The following is a 13,714-nucleotide window of genomic DNA, read 5'->3' on the forward strand; positions in this document are numbered from 1 at the left end:
CCGAGAGATAAACGCTTAACCGCGTTCCAATCGGCCGTACACGTATGAACGTCGCCGTACTCGGAGCCGGGACCATGGGCCACGGCATCGCCCAGGTCTCGGCGATGGCTGGCAACAGCGTGACGATTCGGGACATCGAAGACGACCTCGTCGAGGGCGGAATCGACTCCATCGAGTCGAACCTCCAGGGCGGCGTCGAGCGCGAGAAGGTGACCCCCGAGGAGAAGGCGGCCGCGCTCGACCGCATCTCGGGCACGACCGACCTCCCCGAGGCTGTCGCCGAGGCCGACCTCGTGGTCGAGGCGGTCCCCGAGGACGTGGACCTCAAGCGCGAGACCTTCGCGGAGGTCGAAGAGCACGCCCCCGCCGACGCCGTCATCGCGTCGAACACCTCGTCGCTGTCGGTGACCGAAATCGTCTCGGTGCTCGACGACCCCGGCCGGGGTATCGGCCTCCACTTCTTCAACCCCGTCCACATCATGGAACTGGTCGAGGTCGTGGTCGGCGAGCAGACCGACGACGAGACCCTCGACTTCGCCGAGGCGTTCGTCGAGGACATCGGCAAGACCGCGGTGACGGTCCGGGACACCGCCGGGTTCGCCTCCTCGCGGCTCGGGGTCGCGCTGGGCGTCGAGGCCATGCGGATGGTCGAGGAGGGCGTCGCCAGCCCCCGCGACATCGACGCCTCGATGGAGCTGGGGTACAACCACCCGATGGGTCCCATCGAGTTGGGCGACGTGGTCGGGCTGGACGTGCGCCTCGACATCCTCGAACACCTCCGCGAGGAGCTGGGCGAGCGGTTCCGCCCGCCCCAGATTCTCCGCCGGAAGGTCCGGGCCGGGAAGCTCGGCAGGAAGACCGGCGAGGGGTTCTACGTCTGGGAGGACGGCGAGATAGTGGCCACGTCGGGCGACTGGGGTGACGACGAATGAGCGAAAACCGCGACGCCGACGCCCCCGCGCCCGGAAGTCCAGAGGCGGTCGGCGCGGAGTGCGACCACGTCGAGGTCGCGGTCGGCGACCGGGTCGAGGGCGTCGCCACCGTCACCCTCTCGCGCCCGGACGCCCGGAACGCGCTGAACGCTCAGCTCCGAGCGGAGCTGAAGGACGTGCTGGACGCGATAGAGGCTAGCGACGTGCGCGTGGTCGTCCTCACCGGCTCCGAGGAGTCCGGGGCCTTCGTCGCGGGGGCCGACGTGACGGAGTTGCGCGAGCGCGACTCAATCGAACAGCGCGAGGCCAGCAAGCGACCCCGCGTCTACGAGTACGTCGACGACCTCGAACAGCCCGTCGTCGGCGCGCTGAACGGCCACGCGCTCGGGGGCGGATGCGAACTCGCGCAGGCCTGCGACACCCGCATCGCCCGCGAGGACGCCAAGCTGGGCCAGCCCGAGATAAATCTGGGCATCATGCCCGGCGGCGGCGGCACCCAGCGCCTCCCCCGACTCGTCGGCGAGGGACAGGCCATGCGGCTGATTCTCTCGGGCGAGATAATCGACGCCGAGGAGGCCGCAGACATCGGGCTCGTCGACGAGGTCCACCCCGAGGGCGAGTTCGACGACCGCGTCTACGAACTCGCGGGTCGGATGGCCGACAAGAGCCCGCTCGCGCTCGAATTCGCCAAGAAGGCCGTGAAGGCGTCGAGTCGGACGGACCTCGAAGCGGGCATCGAGTACGAGGCCGAGCTGTTCGCCCAGCTGTTCGCCTCCGAGGACAAGAACGAGGGCATCGACGCCTTCCTCGAAGACCGCGAGCCCGAGTGGGACGGGAAGTAGACGGCGCGCGACCGCGCCGCTCGCGCGGCGCGGTCGCGCCGCCTCTCACCGCATCAGCTCGCCGCCGTTGACGTTGAGGGTCTCGCCCGTGACGAACCCGGCGTCCCGGAGGTACGCGACCGCGTCGGCGATGTCCTCGGGCTGGCCGAACCGCTCGACCGGAATCGCCGCCATCTCCTCGCGCTTCTCGGCCTCGGTCCGGTCGGCGGTCATGTCGGTCTCGACGTGGCCCGGGGCGACCGCGTTGACACGGACCTCGGGCGCGAAGTCCCCGGCGTGGCTCTTGGTGAGCCCGAGGAGCCCGGCCTTCGAGGCGGCGTAGTGACACTCGATTGGCGCACCCGTGTACGCCAGAATCGAGGAGACGTTGGTGACCGAGGGGGTGGGCGCGGGGTCGGCTCCTGCCCCCGAATCGGTCGCGGATTCGTCCCGGGAGTCGGCCGCGGGTTCGCCCCCCGAATCGGCCGCGGCGTCGGACGCGTCCGACGCCGCGGCCGACTCCCGGAGGTGGGGCAGGGCGGCCTTGGTCACGTTGAACGCGCCGTTGACGTTCACGTCCATCACGCGGTCGAAGTCGGCGGGCGAGAGCTCGTCGGTGTGGACGTGCTGGTCGATGCCCGCGTTGTTCACTACGTGGTCGAGGCCGCCGAACGCCTCGACCGCCGCGTCCACGAGGTCGGCGGCGTCGTCGGGGTCTGCGACGTTCGCCCGGACCGCTATCGCCTCGGCGTCGGTCTCGGATTCGATGGCGTCGGCGACCGCTCGGGCCTGCTGGGCGCTCTCGACGTAGTTGACCGCGACGTCGTAGCCGTCGCGCGCGAATCGCTCGGCGATTGCGCGGCCGATGCCCCGCGAGGAGCCGGTGACGAGTGTTGCTGGCATACCCCTACCCGGGGCCGCCGGGACCTTGGCGTTTATGTCTGCTCCGCGTCACGGGGGAGACGTGACCGAGGAACCGAACACCGGCGGGTCGGACGCCGACTCGCCGCCGAATCCCGACATCGACGACCTGCTCGACGAACTCGAACAGCTGGAGGAGACCGTCGACGACCCCGAGGAGCGCGCGCAGGTCCGCGAGACGTTGCGGGTCGCCCGCCGGGTCCGTCCGGGCGGGTTTGGCCGGGTCATCCGCGGGTTCGACCGCCACGACGCCGCCGAGGCGCTGGTGGGGAGCGTGGTGTTCGGCATCCCGATGCTCGTGGAGGGCGGCACCCTCGAAATCGGCGAGTTCGTCGCCGCCCACCCGCCCGCGCTCGGCGGGACGCTCGTCGGCACCGTCGCGCTCGTGATCGGCGTGCTCTACGTCGCCGAGATTCAGCAGGTCGAGATTCACCAACCGCTGTTCGGCGTGGTGCCGCGGCGACTCGTCGGCGTGCTCGGCATCTCGTTTTCGACCGCGGTCGTCACGATGACCGCGTGGGGTCGAGTCGACTGGGCCGACCCCTGGCTCGCGTTCTGTCAGGTAAGCGTGACGTTCGCCGCGATGGCGCTCGGGGGCGCGCTCGGCGACATCCTGCCGGGGTCGTGAGCCCGGTTTCGGGGCCCCGCGGCTTCGTGACGGAGGCGTGTCAGGTCGACACAAAGTATATCAATACAGTGCGGCTATTGGTAGCTGTTCCCACAGCATCTCGTGGTGAGACGTATGAACGAATGCCCACACTGCGGTTCCGACCTGAACCGGCAGACTAACTCCCAGACGTTGCGCAACGGCGACCCCCTCGGCGGGAAGAGCACCGGCTCGGAACTCGTCTCCTGTCCCGACTGCGACGGGGTGATCGACGGCTTCTCGGCCCACTAAACCAGTCCGGCGAGCGCCTCGCGAGCGTTCTCGACCGCGGCCTCCTTCTTGGCGGGATACGCCTCGACCTTCGCGCGCAGCGTGATGCCCTCGCCGAGTTCGACCCGACCGCGGTAGGCCGACTGCTTGTCGAGTCGGAGGAACAGCGAGCAGTTGTCGTCGACCCGGTCGTCGAGTTCGTCGAGCAGGCCCTCCACGTCGGGGAGTTCGGCCACCTTCGAGAGGACGTGGCGCACGTCGTCGGCGTTCTCGACTCGCGCGGAGAGGACCACGATGCGGTCGCCGTGGTAGCCCTCGCTCTCGGCGCGCTCGACCTCGAACTCCTCGGGCAGGAAGGTCCGGAGGGCGTCCTCGACGCGCTTGTCGTCCTCGGTGACGTAACAGAAGGCTCGCAGGTCGACGTAGTGGAAGGGAACTTCGGGCATCGGCGAGTGTACGGAGCGAACTGAAAAGTGGTTACTCCCCGTCGGCCGCTTCGAGCGAGTCCTCGGCGATGCCGGTCTCCTGACCGTCCTCGAAGCTGACGGTGTATGTGGCGTCGCCGAACATCGTCTCCATGACCTGCGTGATCTGGCCCTCTTCGCCGTCGTACTCGCTGTGCTCGTCGTGCAGGATGACGCGGTCGTCTTCCTCGAAGCTCATACCACCGAGTACCGCCGCGGCCGGTAAAAGCGACCCGGTTCGCGGTCGGGGACGCGGTCGGCGGTCGGTCGCTGCGAACGCGGTCGGCGGTCGGGAACGCGGCCGCGTTCCCGACCGCCCGGTCCGCGCGGGACGCGACTGGAGGCCTCCGAGACCGGGGCCTACGAGACTGGGGGCCTACGAGACCAGCATCTCGTCGCGGATCACCGCGGCGAGGTGGCCGACGACGACCCCGACGAAGATGGCGACCGGGAGCAGGAAGATGAGCGCGCCTACCCCGAACAGCAAGGTGAGGAACGTCAGGTCGATCCGCGCATCTATCGGAACCGCCGCGAGGTTCTGCCACATGACCACGCCAGCCGTTGCGAGCGACAGCAACGTACCGCCGAGCGCGGCACCGCCCGTATCGACGTACAGCGACCGGAACCGGCCGCTCGATACTCCGGCGACGACGCCAGCGACGGCCGGGGTCGCGGCGTAGACGCCGGTGGGCGGTTGGACGACTACGAGAAGGGCGGCGAAGACGGCCGCCTGCGCGAGACTGCCGAGTACAATCGGAGCGAGGCTCATTCACCGGGGAATTATCAGGAAGTAAATTTGAATCTTCGGGTGGTTACTGGGGGGAGGGTTCGAAACGGCCGACCGAAGGCTTATTCGGTCGGCCCCAGAACCCTCGAATTATGACCTCCACTCGCACACTTCCCCGCCGTTCGTCGCCAGTCGACCCCCCGACGCGACCGGGGCGATGACGACGGTCGACGACCTCTGGTACCTCGCGACGCGGGCCGAACAGCGGGCCGAGCGGGCCTACCACCGCCTGACCGATTCCCACGACGACTTCCTCGAACGCACCCACCGCCGCCGCGTCTCGCGGCGGCGGTTCCGCACCCTCGCCGAGCGCATCCGCCAGACTGGGTCGCCCTACGGCGCGCACTCGGTGGTCTACCGGCCCTCGGGCGAACTCCTGCTGGTGTGGCACGCGGGCGTCGAGATGTGGGTCGTCCCCGGCGGCGGGGTCCACGAGGGCGAGTCGTTCCGCGAGGCCGCCGAGCGCGAACTCGCCGAGGAGGCGGGGGTCGAGGCCGCCTTCGAGGGGTTGGCGATGCCGATTCGGGTCGCCATCGAGTGCGACGACTACTCGACGTGGGGCGTGCTCCCGCTGTTCGCGGCCCGGGCCGAGACGACCGCGACGCCCACTGTCGCCGACCCCGACGGCGAGGTGACCGACGCCCGGTGGTTCGACGAACTCCCCGAGAACACCCGCGACCGCGAGGACCTGCTGGCGTGGCGCGAGCGCGCGCTGGAGTGACCGGCGTCGATACAGGGAATCGACCGTCGGCGTCGGACACATGGAGACCGGGGTTTATCCGTGTGGCACGCGTAGCCGTCTCACCGCGACCGGGCTTCGACTCCGACGTGATGCGGCCGTCCCTCGATACTCGCGGCCGATACCGAACGACACGACCATGAGCGACGACACGCCACCGCTTCCGAACGGAGTAGAGATAGAACACGACGAAGCGGCGGGTGTCTACCGCCTCCGACACGATTGGACCTGCGACGAACCGATGAGCACCGTGGTCGTGGTCGCGCTCGCGTCTGTGTCCGAGACCGACCCGCTGGAGCTCGACCCGCTCCGGGACGTGCTCGACCCCGACGCGCTCGACGAACTCTTCTCGCCGACTCGCCGGGACGCCGACCGCGACTCCGGCCGGGTCGAGTTCTCGCTGTCGGACCATCGGGTCGTGGTGGACGCGACCGGACACGTCGAGATTCGCCCGCGAACGTAGTCCGAGACCCGTCAGCCGTGCGAGACGCCGTCGCGCTCCTCGGCCTTGAGTCGCCGGAGCGCCGCTCGCGCGTTGCTCGCGTCGTAGCCGAACAGCACGTCCTCGGCGTAGGCGTCGGCGACCTCCGCCGCGTGGATGAGGGCGTCCACGTCCACGTCGACCGCGTAGAGTTCGACGCTGAACGGCGCGTCGAGCGCGTCCTCGAATCCGCTGGCGATGACCTCCAGCCAGTAGGTGGTGGAGTAGGCCATGTCGTACAGCGGGACCACGAACTCGTCGACGTACTCGGCGAGGGCGTCGAGGTCGAGTCCGGCCCGCTCGTAGAGGTGGCCGGGGTACGGGTCGGGGTAGAGCGTGAGGGAGGTCGTTCCGGGAATCCGGTCGGCGGCCTCGGCGACGAACTCGGTGATGACCTCGGCGCGCCACGCGAAGCGGTCGTCGTGCTCGCTGGCTCGCGTGCCTTGTCCGCTCGACTCTTCGGCGGAGCGTTGCTCCGCCCACGCTTCGAACCGCTCGGTACAACGCTCGCAGTGACAGTACTCCGCGCGCGGGAAGCCCACGTCGTCGAGTCGCACGTCGGGGTTGACCTCGGCGCAGTCGGCGACGATTTCGAGGACTCCCTCGCGGTAGTCCTCGCGGGTCGGGCAGACGTACGCCCAGTCGAAGTACTTCACGTCGCGGGTGGCGCGCTCGCCCGACTCCGAGACCGGCGCGAGTTCGGGGTTGGCCTCGACCGCGGCGTTGTCGCCGAAACACGACACCATGTTCACCCCCGACTCGACGGGGTCGGCCGCCCGGCCGGTCACGTCCTTGACCTCGTAGAAGCCCCGGTCGAACTCCGGCCACGCCAGTTCCTCCTCGTTGCGCGTGACGACGCCGTACATACCGCCCGGTTGGTCGGCCGACCGGGTAAGTCGTTCGCTCCGCGGTTCGAGGTCGGGGACGACCGGTCAGTCGTCCTCCGAGCCCCCATCTTCGCCGTCTTCGCCGTCCTCGTCTCCGTCGTCCTCGCCGTCTGCGTCGTCCTCGCCGTCTCCGTCGGACTCCCCGTCGTCGCTCTGCTCGGCAGCGTCCTCGGAGACCGACTCGACCGACCAGTCGTTGGCTTCGCCGTCGATGACCAGCGCCTCGCCGACGGTGCCGTTCTCGACGTCGATATCGGGTCGGTCCTCGCCCGCGGTCGGCGAGAAGTCCTCGGGGTCCTCGGCTTCGGAGCCGAGCGACGCGTTCTCCTCCATCGTCGCCGCGTCGACGACTATCGTGTCGATGACCACGCCCGAGACGGTCTGGTTCTGCGTCCACTGGCGGTCGATGGTCCGGTCCCGGACGTCGGGGTCGAAGAACTCCCCGCCCGGCACGTCGAGGACCGACCTGTTGCGCACGACCAGCGTCTTTGCGGTCACGTTCTGGAGTCGCCCGCGGTCGATGACGAACTCGCCGACCGTCACGTTCTCGAGCGTGACGTTCTCGCGGGTCCCCTCGGGCGTGGTCGCGTTCCGGATGCGGACCTCCTCGACCGTCGCGTTCTGGACCGTCGAGTCCCGGAGCAACCACGTACTTATCGTCACGTTGTCGATGGACACTTCGTAGTCCTGTGCCGCGTTCCGCGGCGCGTCGTCGGCGTCTGCGTCGGTTACCGCGTGGTCGAGACCCGCGACCGAGTCGCCGACGCCCGCGACCACCCCGACCCCCGCGAGCGCGACCGCCACGGACAGGGCGATGGCGAGGAGTGCTCTCGTGTTCATTCCCCCGGAACGTACTTCCACACGAAAGATAAACGAAGCCGACCGTTCCGACAGTTCACCGAGGTAACACCGCGTTTCGGCCGGGTAGACCCCGCTTATTCGACGCTGATGTGGGCGGCGATGTCGTCGCGCACGATGGTCTCGCAGTACTCACACCGCACGCCGTCTGCGAGCACGTCGAACTTGGTCTCGACGGGTTCGTCGGCGTTCGTGATACAGTTGTGGTTCGGACACGACAGCACGCCGACCACCCGGTCGGGGCGTTCGAGGTGCTGTTTCTCGGCGACCTCGTACTCGCGGATGATGTTGATGGTCGACTCGGGCGCGATGAGCGACAGCACGTCCACCTCGTCCTGACTCAGTTCGCGGCCCTCGACCTTCACGATGTCCTTGTGGCTCATCCGGTCGCTGGGGACGTTCATCCCCACGCTGACGGTCTCGTCGCCCGACCCGTCGATGCCGAGGATGGCGAGGACGTTGAGCGCCTGTCCAGCGCGGATGTGGTCGATGACGGTGCCGTTTCGAATCTTACTGACGCGGAGTTCGTGGTCGCTCATTCCTGGGCCTCCAGCATGAGGTCGAGCAGTGCCATCCGGACGGGGACGCCGTTGTGGGCCTGCTCGAAGTAGTTCGCGTACTCGGTGTCGTCGACCTCTGGCGCAATCTCGTCGACTCGCGGGAGCGGGTGCATCACGGTGAGGTCGTCGCTGGCGTCTTCGAGCGTTTCGAGGTCGATGCCGTACTCGCCCGCGATTTCCTGGTACTCGTTCTCGTCGGGGAACCGCTCGCGCTGAATGCGCGTGACGTACAGCACGTCCAGCGACGGCAGGACGGCTTCGAGGTCGGTGTGTTCCCGGACGTTCGCGCCCGACTCGTGGAGGTCGTACCGGACGCTCCGCGGAAGCTTCAGGCTCTCGGGGCTCACGAAGTGCTGGTCGGCGTCGAAGTTGGTCAGCGCGTGGGCCAGCGAGTGGACCGTCCGGCCGTACTTCAGGTCGCCCATGATACCGACGGTGAGGTCGTCGAGTCCGGCCGCCTCCCGGATGGTGTAGAGGTCGAGCAGGGTCTGGGTCGGGTGGTGGCCCGCGCCGTCTCCGGCGTTGAGCAGGGGCACGTCCACGAAGTCGCCGACCATCTTGGCCGCGCCCTGACTCGGGTGGCGCAGGACGAGCGCGTCGGCGTACCCCTCCACCACGCGGGCGGTGTCGGCGAGGCTCTCGCCCTTCTTGACCGACGAGGACTCGACCGATCCCATGTCGACGGTGTCGCCCCCGAGTCGCTTGATGGCGGTCTCGAAGCTCATCTTGGTCCGGGTGCTCGGCTCGAAGAAGCAGAGACCGAGCAACGCCGTCGGGTGGCGGTCGGCGAACGCGGCCGGGTCGGCGTCGATCTCGGCCGCCCGGTCGAGGACTTCCTCGATGTCCTCCCGGGAGAGCTGTTTCGTGGTCACGAGGTGGTCGTGGCGCATCGGTTCAGTATGGGTGGGGGAACGTTCTTGAATCTCTCGGAGTGCGGTCGGGACTCGATGTGCACGTACGTGGTACAATTCGGTCTCTGGAGTGCGGTGGTGCGGGCTCCGGAGTGCGGTGGTGCGGGCTCCGGAGTGCGGTGGTGCGGGCCCCGGAGGGACCACCGCCGACGCGCTCGCCGGGCGAACGTTCAAGTACCGGGACGGGACCAACTCGGGGTGGACGCTCTGTATCGGTTCCCCGACCGGTCTCGGCCGAGGGGACCACCAGTCCGAGTAGCCCGCGAGACGCGCCCGCCGGGCGCGTCTCGCGGGCCGAGCCTATTTGGCCGACCCGCGAGTAGCACCGGGTGTGCCGACCGCCTACATCACCGCGCCGCCCGACGAGGCGGCCGACATCGCCGAACTGCTCGTCGAGGAGCGCCTCGCGGCCTGCGTCAATCGCTTCCCCTGCTCGTCCGTCTACCGGTGGGACGGCGAGGTCCACCGCGACGACGAGGTGGTCCTGCTGGCGAAGACCACCGAGGGGGCCTACGACCGGCTCGTCGAACGGGTCGAGGAGAGCCATCCCTACGACGTGCCCTGCATCGAGCGCTTCGAGGAGTTCGACGCGCTCGACTCCTTCGGCGAGTGGCGGGAGGACGCGGTCGAGTGAGGCGGGAATGGCGACTGTTCGATCTGATGGAACGTCGAGAGGGTCTAGCGTGGTGAACGTCGAGAGGGTCTAGCGACTCCCGGTACCGAGGGGGACCGCACGGCACCGCGACCGCAGGCCACACGCCTCCCCAACCGATTGCGGTCCTCGGTCGGTCGCTCCCTCCGGTCGCTCCCTTCTGCGGTCCTCATCCCTCGCGCGCTGATGGCGCGAGATGAACTCGCGCCAGCGCGCGCCGAGGTGGGAACGTCGGTCGTGTCGAAAACGGTAGCTGTCGGTCGTGTGGAAAACGATAGGGGCACCCCCGTCACCGAAGGTCGTCCAGCACCGAGAGCGTCCCCGCCGAATACGACTCCTCCAGCACGACGTCGGCGGCCCGCTTGGCTTTCTCGTCGGCGTTCGCGACCGCGTACGACTCCCCGGCGACGCCGAAAGTCGAGACGTCGTTCTCCGAGTCGCCGATGGCGACGAACTCCTCGGGGTCGCGGTCGAGGAGCCGCGCGACCGACCTCAGTCCCCGGCCCTTCGCGACGCCGGGCGACTTGACGTGGTAGGCGAAGCCGGTGTCCACCACCTCCAGTCCGTGTTCGGACGCGAGCTCTTCGAGCGGACCGAGGGGCTGGTCGCGCGCGACCGCGACCTCGGTCTCGCGCCACCGGTTGGTGAGGTCGGCGGGGCCCCACCCGAGGTCGTGGCCCGCCTCGACGTACGCCTCGGCGACCCGCCGGGCGGCCTCGCCGTCGCCGTTCCGGGTCACCTCCCCGCGCGCGAGGACGATGCCGCCGTTCTCGGCGATGACGTTCTGCTCTACGTACAGGAAGTGACACAGCGCGACCGGGTAGGGGAACGCCTTCCCGGTCGCGACGACCACCGGGGCGTCCCACGCCGGGAGCACGTCGAAGAAGCGCGGGTCGATGGAGTCGTCCGGCCGGGTCATCGTGCCGTCGATGTCGAGGACGAGCGGCGGGGTCATGGCTCACCGAAGGCGGGTCGGCCACTAAAACCGGTCGGACCGAGGGGCCGACTCACTCGTCGCCCCCGTCGCGCGCCCAGTCGCGCGAGCGCTCGACCGCCTCCCGCCAGCGGTCGTGCTTCGCGTCGACCTCCGACTCGGTCATCTCCGGGACGAACTCGCGGTCGACCCGCCAGTTGGCCCGGAGCCGTTCGAGGTCGTCCCAGTAGCCGACCGCGAGCCCCGCGGCGTAGGCCGCCCCGAGCGCAGTGGTCTCGTCGACCTCGGGCCTGACGATGTCGGTACCGACGACGTCGGCCTGGAGCTGACACAGGAAGTTGTTCTTGACCGCGCCGCCGTCGACCTTCAGGTCGGTCAGTTCGATGCCCGAGTCGGCGACCATCGCTTCGGCCACGTCGCGGGTCTGGTACGCGATGGCTTCGAGGGTGGCCCGGACGAGGTGCTCGCGGCGGGTGCCCCGCGTCAGCCCGACGATTGTGCCCCGGGCGCGGGGGTCCCAGTGGGGCGCGCCGAGGCCGGTGAACGCCGGGACCACGTAGACGCCGTCGGTCGAGTCGACGCTCCGGGCCAGCGTCTCGGTCTCGCTCGGGTCGGAGACGAGCGAGACGTCTTCGAGCCACTGGATTGCCGCGCCGGTCGCGAAGATGGAGCCTTCGAGGGCGTACCGGACCGGTTCGCCCGACCGCTGGAAGCCGACGGTGGTGAGCAGGCCGTGGTCGCTCTCGACGGCCTCCTTGCCCGTGTTCATCAGGAAGAAGCTCCCCGTCCCGTAGGTGTTCTTGGCGTCGCCCGGGTCGAAGCAGGTCTGGCCGAACAGCGCGGCCTGCTGGTCGCCGAGCGCCCCCGCGACCGGGACCGCCGCGCCGAGGAACCCCTCGGGGTCGGTGGTGCCGTAGTAGTCCTCGTCGCTTGAGGGCCGGACCTCCGGGAGGCAGGCCCGCGGTACGTCGAACTCCGCGAGCAGGTCGTCGTCCCACGCCAGTTCGTGGATGTCGAACAGCAGGGTCCGGGAGGCGTTGGTCACGTCGGTGACGTGCTCGCCGGTGAGGTTGTATATCAGCCACGAGTCCATCGTTCCGAACAGGATTTCGCCGTCTTCGGCGCGCTCGCGGAGGTCGGCCGGTCGCGCGCGCTGAGTCTTGATGGGGTCGGCGTTCTCCAGCAACCACTCGGCCTTGGTCGCCGAGAAGTAGGCGTCGGGCTGGAGGCCGGTCTTCGCGCGAATCTCGTCGGCCTTGCCCGTCTCCTCCAGTTCCTCGACGCGGTCGGTCGTCCGGCGGTCCTGCCAGACGATGGCGTCGTGAACCGGCCTGCCGGTGTCGGCGTCCCACAGCAGGGTGGTCTCGCGCTGGTTCGTCACGCCGATAGCCGCGAGTCGGTCGGCAGGAATATCCGCCGCGTCGAGAGCCTCGCCGACGACCGACTCGACGTTCTCCCAGATTTCGAGGGGGTCGTGTTCGACCCACCCGGCTTTGGGGTACTTCTGCTCGTGGGTCTCGTAGGCGTTGGCGACGACCGCACCGTCGCGGTCGAACACCATGAATCGGGTACCGGTGGTCCCCTGGTCGATGGCACCGACGTAGCTCTCGGTCATGCATGCTGGTGTGTCGTCGGACGTGATAACGATGGGTGTCGGGTCGGTCGCTCGGAACGACTCGTCAGCTCCGCTCGATGGCGTAGACCGCCCCGTCCTCGCCGTTCACGAGCTGTCCCGAGAGCGACGCCAACGAGAACGAATCGTCGTACTCCTCCTCGAAGTGGGGCTCGCCCGTCTTCTGGTCGATGCCGTAGAGGGTCCCACGCTCGTCGACGACCCACACCGTCTGCTCGACCGTTACCGGTGTGACTCGGCTTTCCCCCGAGAGTCTGGCCTCCCACTGGGTATCGCCGGTTTCGGGATCGAGACCGATGACCCAGCCCGCTTCCGTGCCCAAGACCACTGCGTTCGTCCCCACGCTCGGACGGGTGTTCGGTTCGTACGAGATATCCGGACCCCACAGTTTGGACTCGGCCGCCATATCGTACGCCAGCGGCGGGTCACCTGCGGTGTAGAGCATATCGTCGGTCTGTACGACTCCGCCGAATCCCGTGTTCCAGTCGAACGTCTCGACCAGTTCGCCCGACGACGCCGATACGACGTACGTTTCGAACACGCCCACGGCGTAGATTCGTTGCTCGGTTGTGGCGATTCCGACGAGGTGTCCCTCCATTTCGTCGAGCTCCCAGACGGTCTCGCCCGACTCGGCATCCAACGCCCGGACTATCGGTTCCTGTTCGTCTCCGCTCCCGTCGGCGTCGCTTCCGAACACGACGAGTCCGTCGTGAACCGCCACGTAGTCCATCTTGGTCCGTGTGCCGTCGTCTCGGGTCTCGTGAGTCCACTGTTCGTCTCCGGTGTCGGCATCGAGCGCGAACAACTCGGCGTTGTCGGCTTCGTCACCCGATGCCGACGCGCCGACGAAGACCATCGAGTCGGTGGCCGCGAGCGAGGTTTCGATGTTCAGTAGCATGTACTGCTCCGGAACCGCGCTGGTGGACCACTCCGATGTCCCGTCGCTCGCGTATCGTCGGAGCTCGTTCCCGTACGACGCGGTGTAAAGCGAGTCGCCCCTGACGGCGAGGCTGTGACCGCTGAACGACCACTGTTCGGACAGGTCGATACCGGCATTCCGGTCGTCGTCCGTCTCGTCCGTTTCCGTCGTCTCGTCGGTTTCCGCTGTCTGGGTGGGTCCGCTCGTCGTTTCCGACGATGATTGCGTTGTCGATTCCTCGGTCGTCTGGGTCGACTGGTCCTCATCGCTGGTCAACCGCAGACACCCGCCGGTCAACCCGATTCCCGAGAGTGCCAGTACCTCCCGTCTTCTCATGA

General features: G+C 68.5%; 17 protein-coding genes and 2 pseudogenes. 8 read left to right on the forward strand and 11 right to left on the reverse strand.

Annotation, left to right across the window (positions count from 1 at the left end):
- The first annotated feature begins 44 nt into the window (after window positions 1–44).
- Both NGM10_RS14965 and NGM10_RS14970 read left to right on the forward strand, forming a co-directional pair.
- Window positions 45–932 carry a 3-hydroxyacyl-CoA dehydrogenase family protein gene (locus NGM10_RS14965; protein ID WP_253480118.1) on the forward strand — a complete coding sequence of 296 codons (888 nt, stop codon included), beginning with the start codon at window positions 45–47 and terminating at the stop codon, window positions 930–932.
- Window positions 929–1,774, forward strand: coding sequence for an enoyl-CoA hydratase/isomerase family protein (locus NGM10_RS14970; RefSeq protein ID WP_253480120.1), 846 nt, complete (start codon window positions 929–931; stop codon window positions 1,772–1,774). Before NGM10_RS14965 ends, NGM10_RS14970 begins: the two co-directional genes overlap by 4 nt.
- 45 nt (window positions 1,775–1,819) lie before the next feature.
- On the opposite strand, the gene NGM10_RS14975 is transcribed toward NGM10_RS14970, so the two are convergent.
- Entirely contained in the window at window positions 1,820–2,656 is an 837-nt protein-coding gene (locus tag NGM10_RS14975; RefSeq protein WP_253480122.1) for an SDR family oxidoreductase, read from the reverse strand.
- Window positions 2,657–2,690: 34 nt separating this feature from the next.
- Here NGM10_RS14975 and NGM10_RS14980 point away from each other — a divergent pair, with 34 nt between their 5' ends.
- Complete coding sequence (locus NGM10_RS14980) at window positions 2,691–3,302, forward strand: DUF2391 domain-containing protein (protein WP_438267160.1); 612 nt, start codon at window positions 2,691–2,693, stop codon at window positions 3,300–3,302.
- Between the two features lie 114 nt (window positions 3,303–3,416).
- Window positions 3,417–3,572: a hypothetical protein gene (locus NGM10_RS14985; protein WP_253480126.1), complete on the forward strand. Its 156-nt coding sequence runs from the start codon at window positions 3,417–3,419 to the stop codon at window positions 3,570–3,572.
- Here the strand turns inward: NGM10_RS14985 and NGM10_RS14990 are convergent.
- The 3 genes from NGM10_RS14990 to NGM10_RS15000 form a co-directional block, all read right to left on the reverse strand.
- Window positions 3,569–3,997 (reverse strand): RNA-binding protein, encoded by a 429-nt coding sequence (locus tag NGM10_RS14990; RefSeq protein ID WP_253480127.1) that lies wholly within the window; start codon window positions 3,995–3,997, stop codon window positions 3,569–3,571. The genes NGM10_RS14985 and NGM10_RS14990 overlap by 4 nt on opposite strands.
- A 31-nt stretch (window positions 3,998–4,028) precedes the next feature.
- Window positions 4,029–4,214: a DUF1918 domain-containing protein gene (locus tag NGM10_RS14995; protein WP_253480129.1), complete on the reverse strand. Its 186-nt coding sequence runs from the start codon at window positions 4,212–4,214 to the stop codon at window positions 4,029–4,031.
- 177 nt (window positions 4,215–4,391) lie between these two features.
- A complete protein-coding gene (locus tag NGM10_RS15000; protein ID WP_253480132.1) occupies window positions 4,392–4,784 on the reverse strand; it encodes a hypothetical protein in 393 nt (130 codons plus the stop codon).
- A gap of 175 nt (window positions 4,785–4,959) precedes the next feature.
- On the opposite strand from NGM10_RS15000, the gene NGM10_RS15005 reads away from it, so the two are divergent.
- Window positions 4,960–5,523, forward strand: a complete 564-nt coding sequence (locus NGM10_RS15005) for an NUDIX domain-containing protein (RefSeq protein ID WP_253480135.1) — start codon at window positions 4,960–4,962, stop codon at window positions 5,521–5,523.
- A gap of 157 nt (window positions 5,524–5,680) precedes the next feature.
- Window positions 5,681–6,004, forward strand: coding sequence for a HalOD1 output domain-containing protein (locus NGM10_RS15010; protein WP_253480138.1), 324 nt, complete (start codon window positions 5,681–5,683; stop codon window positions 6,002–6,004).
- 11 nt (window positions 6,005–6,015) lie between these two features.
- Here the strand turns inward: NGM10_RS15010 and NGM10_RS15015 are convergent, their stop codons facing one another.
- The 4 genes from NGM10_RS15015 to pyrB form a co-directional block, all read right to left on the reverse strand.
- Window positions 6,016–6,888 carry an alpha-amylase family protein gene (locus NGM10_RS15015; protein WP_253480139.1) on the reverse strand — a complete coding sequence of 291 codons (873 nt, stop codon included), beginning with the start codon at window positions 6,886–6,888 and terminating at the stop codon, window positions 6,016–6,018.
- Window positions 6,889–6,954: 66 nt separating this feature from the next.
- Entirely contained in the window at window positions 6,955–7,749 is a 795-nt protein-coding gene (locus NGM10_RS15020; RefSeq protein ID WP_253480141.1) for a hypothetical protein, read from the reverse strand.
- A 95-nt stretch (window positions 7,750–7,844) separates the two neighbouring features.
- Window positions 7,845–8,306 carry an aspartate carbamoyltransferase regulatory subunit gene (gene pyrI, locus NGM10_RS15025; RefSeq protein WP_253480143.1) on the reverse strand — a complete coding sequence of 154 codons (462 nt, stop codon included), beginning with the start codon at window positions 8,304–8,306 and terminating at the stop codon, window positions 7,845–7,847.
- Complete coding sequence (gene pyrB / locus NGM10_RS15030; protein WP_253480145.1) at window positions 8,303–9,217, reverse strand: aspartate carbamoyltransferase; 915 nt, start codon at window positions 9,215–9,217, stop codon at window positions 8,303–8,305. Before pyrB ends, pyrI begins: the two co-directional genes overlap by 4 nt.
- A 352-nt stretch (window positions 9,218–9,569) precedes the next feature.
- Here pyrB and cutA point away from each other — a divergent pair, with 352 nt between their 5' ends.
- Window positions 9,570–9,872 carry a divalent-cation tolerance protein CutA gene (cutA, locus tag NGM10_RS15035; RefSeq protein ID WP_253480147.1) on the forward strand — a complete coding sequence of 101 codons (303 nt, stop codon included), beginning with the start codon at window positions 9,570–9,572 and terminating at the stop codon, window positions 9,870–9,872.
- A 307-nt stretch (window positions 9,873–10,179) separates the two neighbouring features.
- On the opposite strand, the gene NGM10_RS15040 is transcribed toward cutA, so the two are convergent.
- Together NGM10_RS15040 and glpK are read right to left on the reverse strand one after the other, a co-directional pair.
- Window positions 10,180–10,845, reverse strand: a complete 666-nt coding sequence (locus NGM10_RS15040; protein ID WP_253480148.1) for a phosphoglycolate phosphatase — start codon at window positions 10,843–10,845, stop codon at window positions 10,180–10,182.
- Between the two features lie 52 nt (window positions 10,846–10,897).
- Window positions 10,898–12,427: pseudogene (gene glpK, locus NGM10_RS15045) on the reverse strand (glycerol kinase GlpK); the annotation flags it as partial.
- On the opposite strand from glpK, the pseudogene NGM10_RS18370 reads away from it, so the two are divergent.
- Window positions 12,406–12,465, forward strand: a pseudogene (locus tag NGM10_RS18370) (hypothetical protein); the annotation flags it as partial. The pseudogenes glpK and NGM10_RS18370 sit on opposite strands and share 22 nt — an antisense overlap.
- A 38-nt stretch (window positions 12,466–12,503) precedes the next feature.
- Here the strand turns inward: NGM10_RS18370 and NGM10_RS15050 are convergent.
- A complete protein-coding gene (locus NGM10_RS15050) occupies window positions 12,504–13,712 on the reverse strand; it encodes an outer membrane protein assembly factor BamB family protein (RefSeq protein WP_253480152.1) in 1,209 nt (402 codons plus the stop codon).
- Window positions 13,713–13,714: the final 2 nt, after the last annotated feature.

The sequence above is a fragment of the Halorussus salilacus genome, assembly GCF_024138125.1.
Lineage (GTDB): Archaea > Halobacteriota > Halobacteria > Halobacteriales > Haladaptataceae > Halorussus > Halorussus salilacus.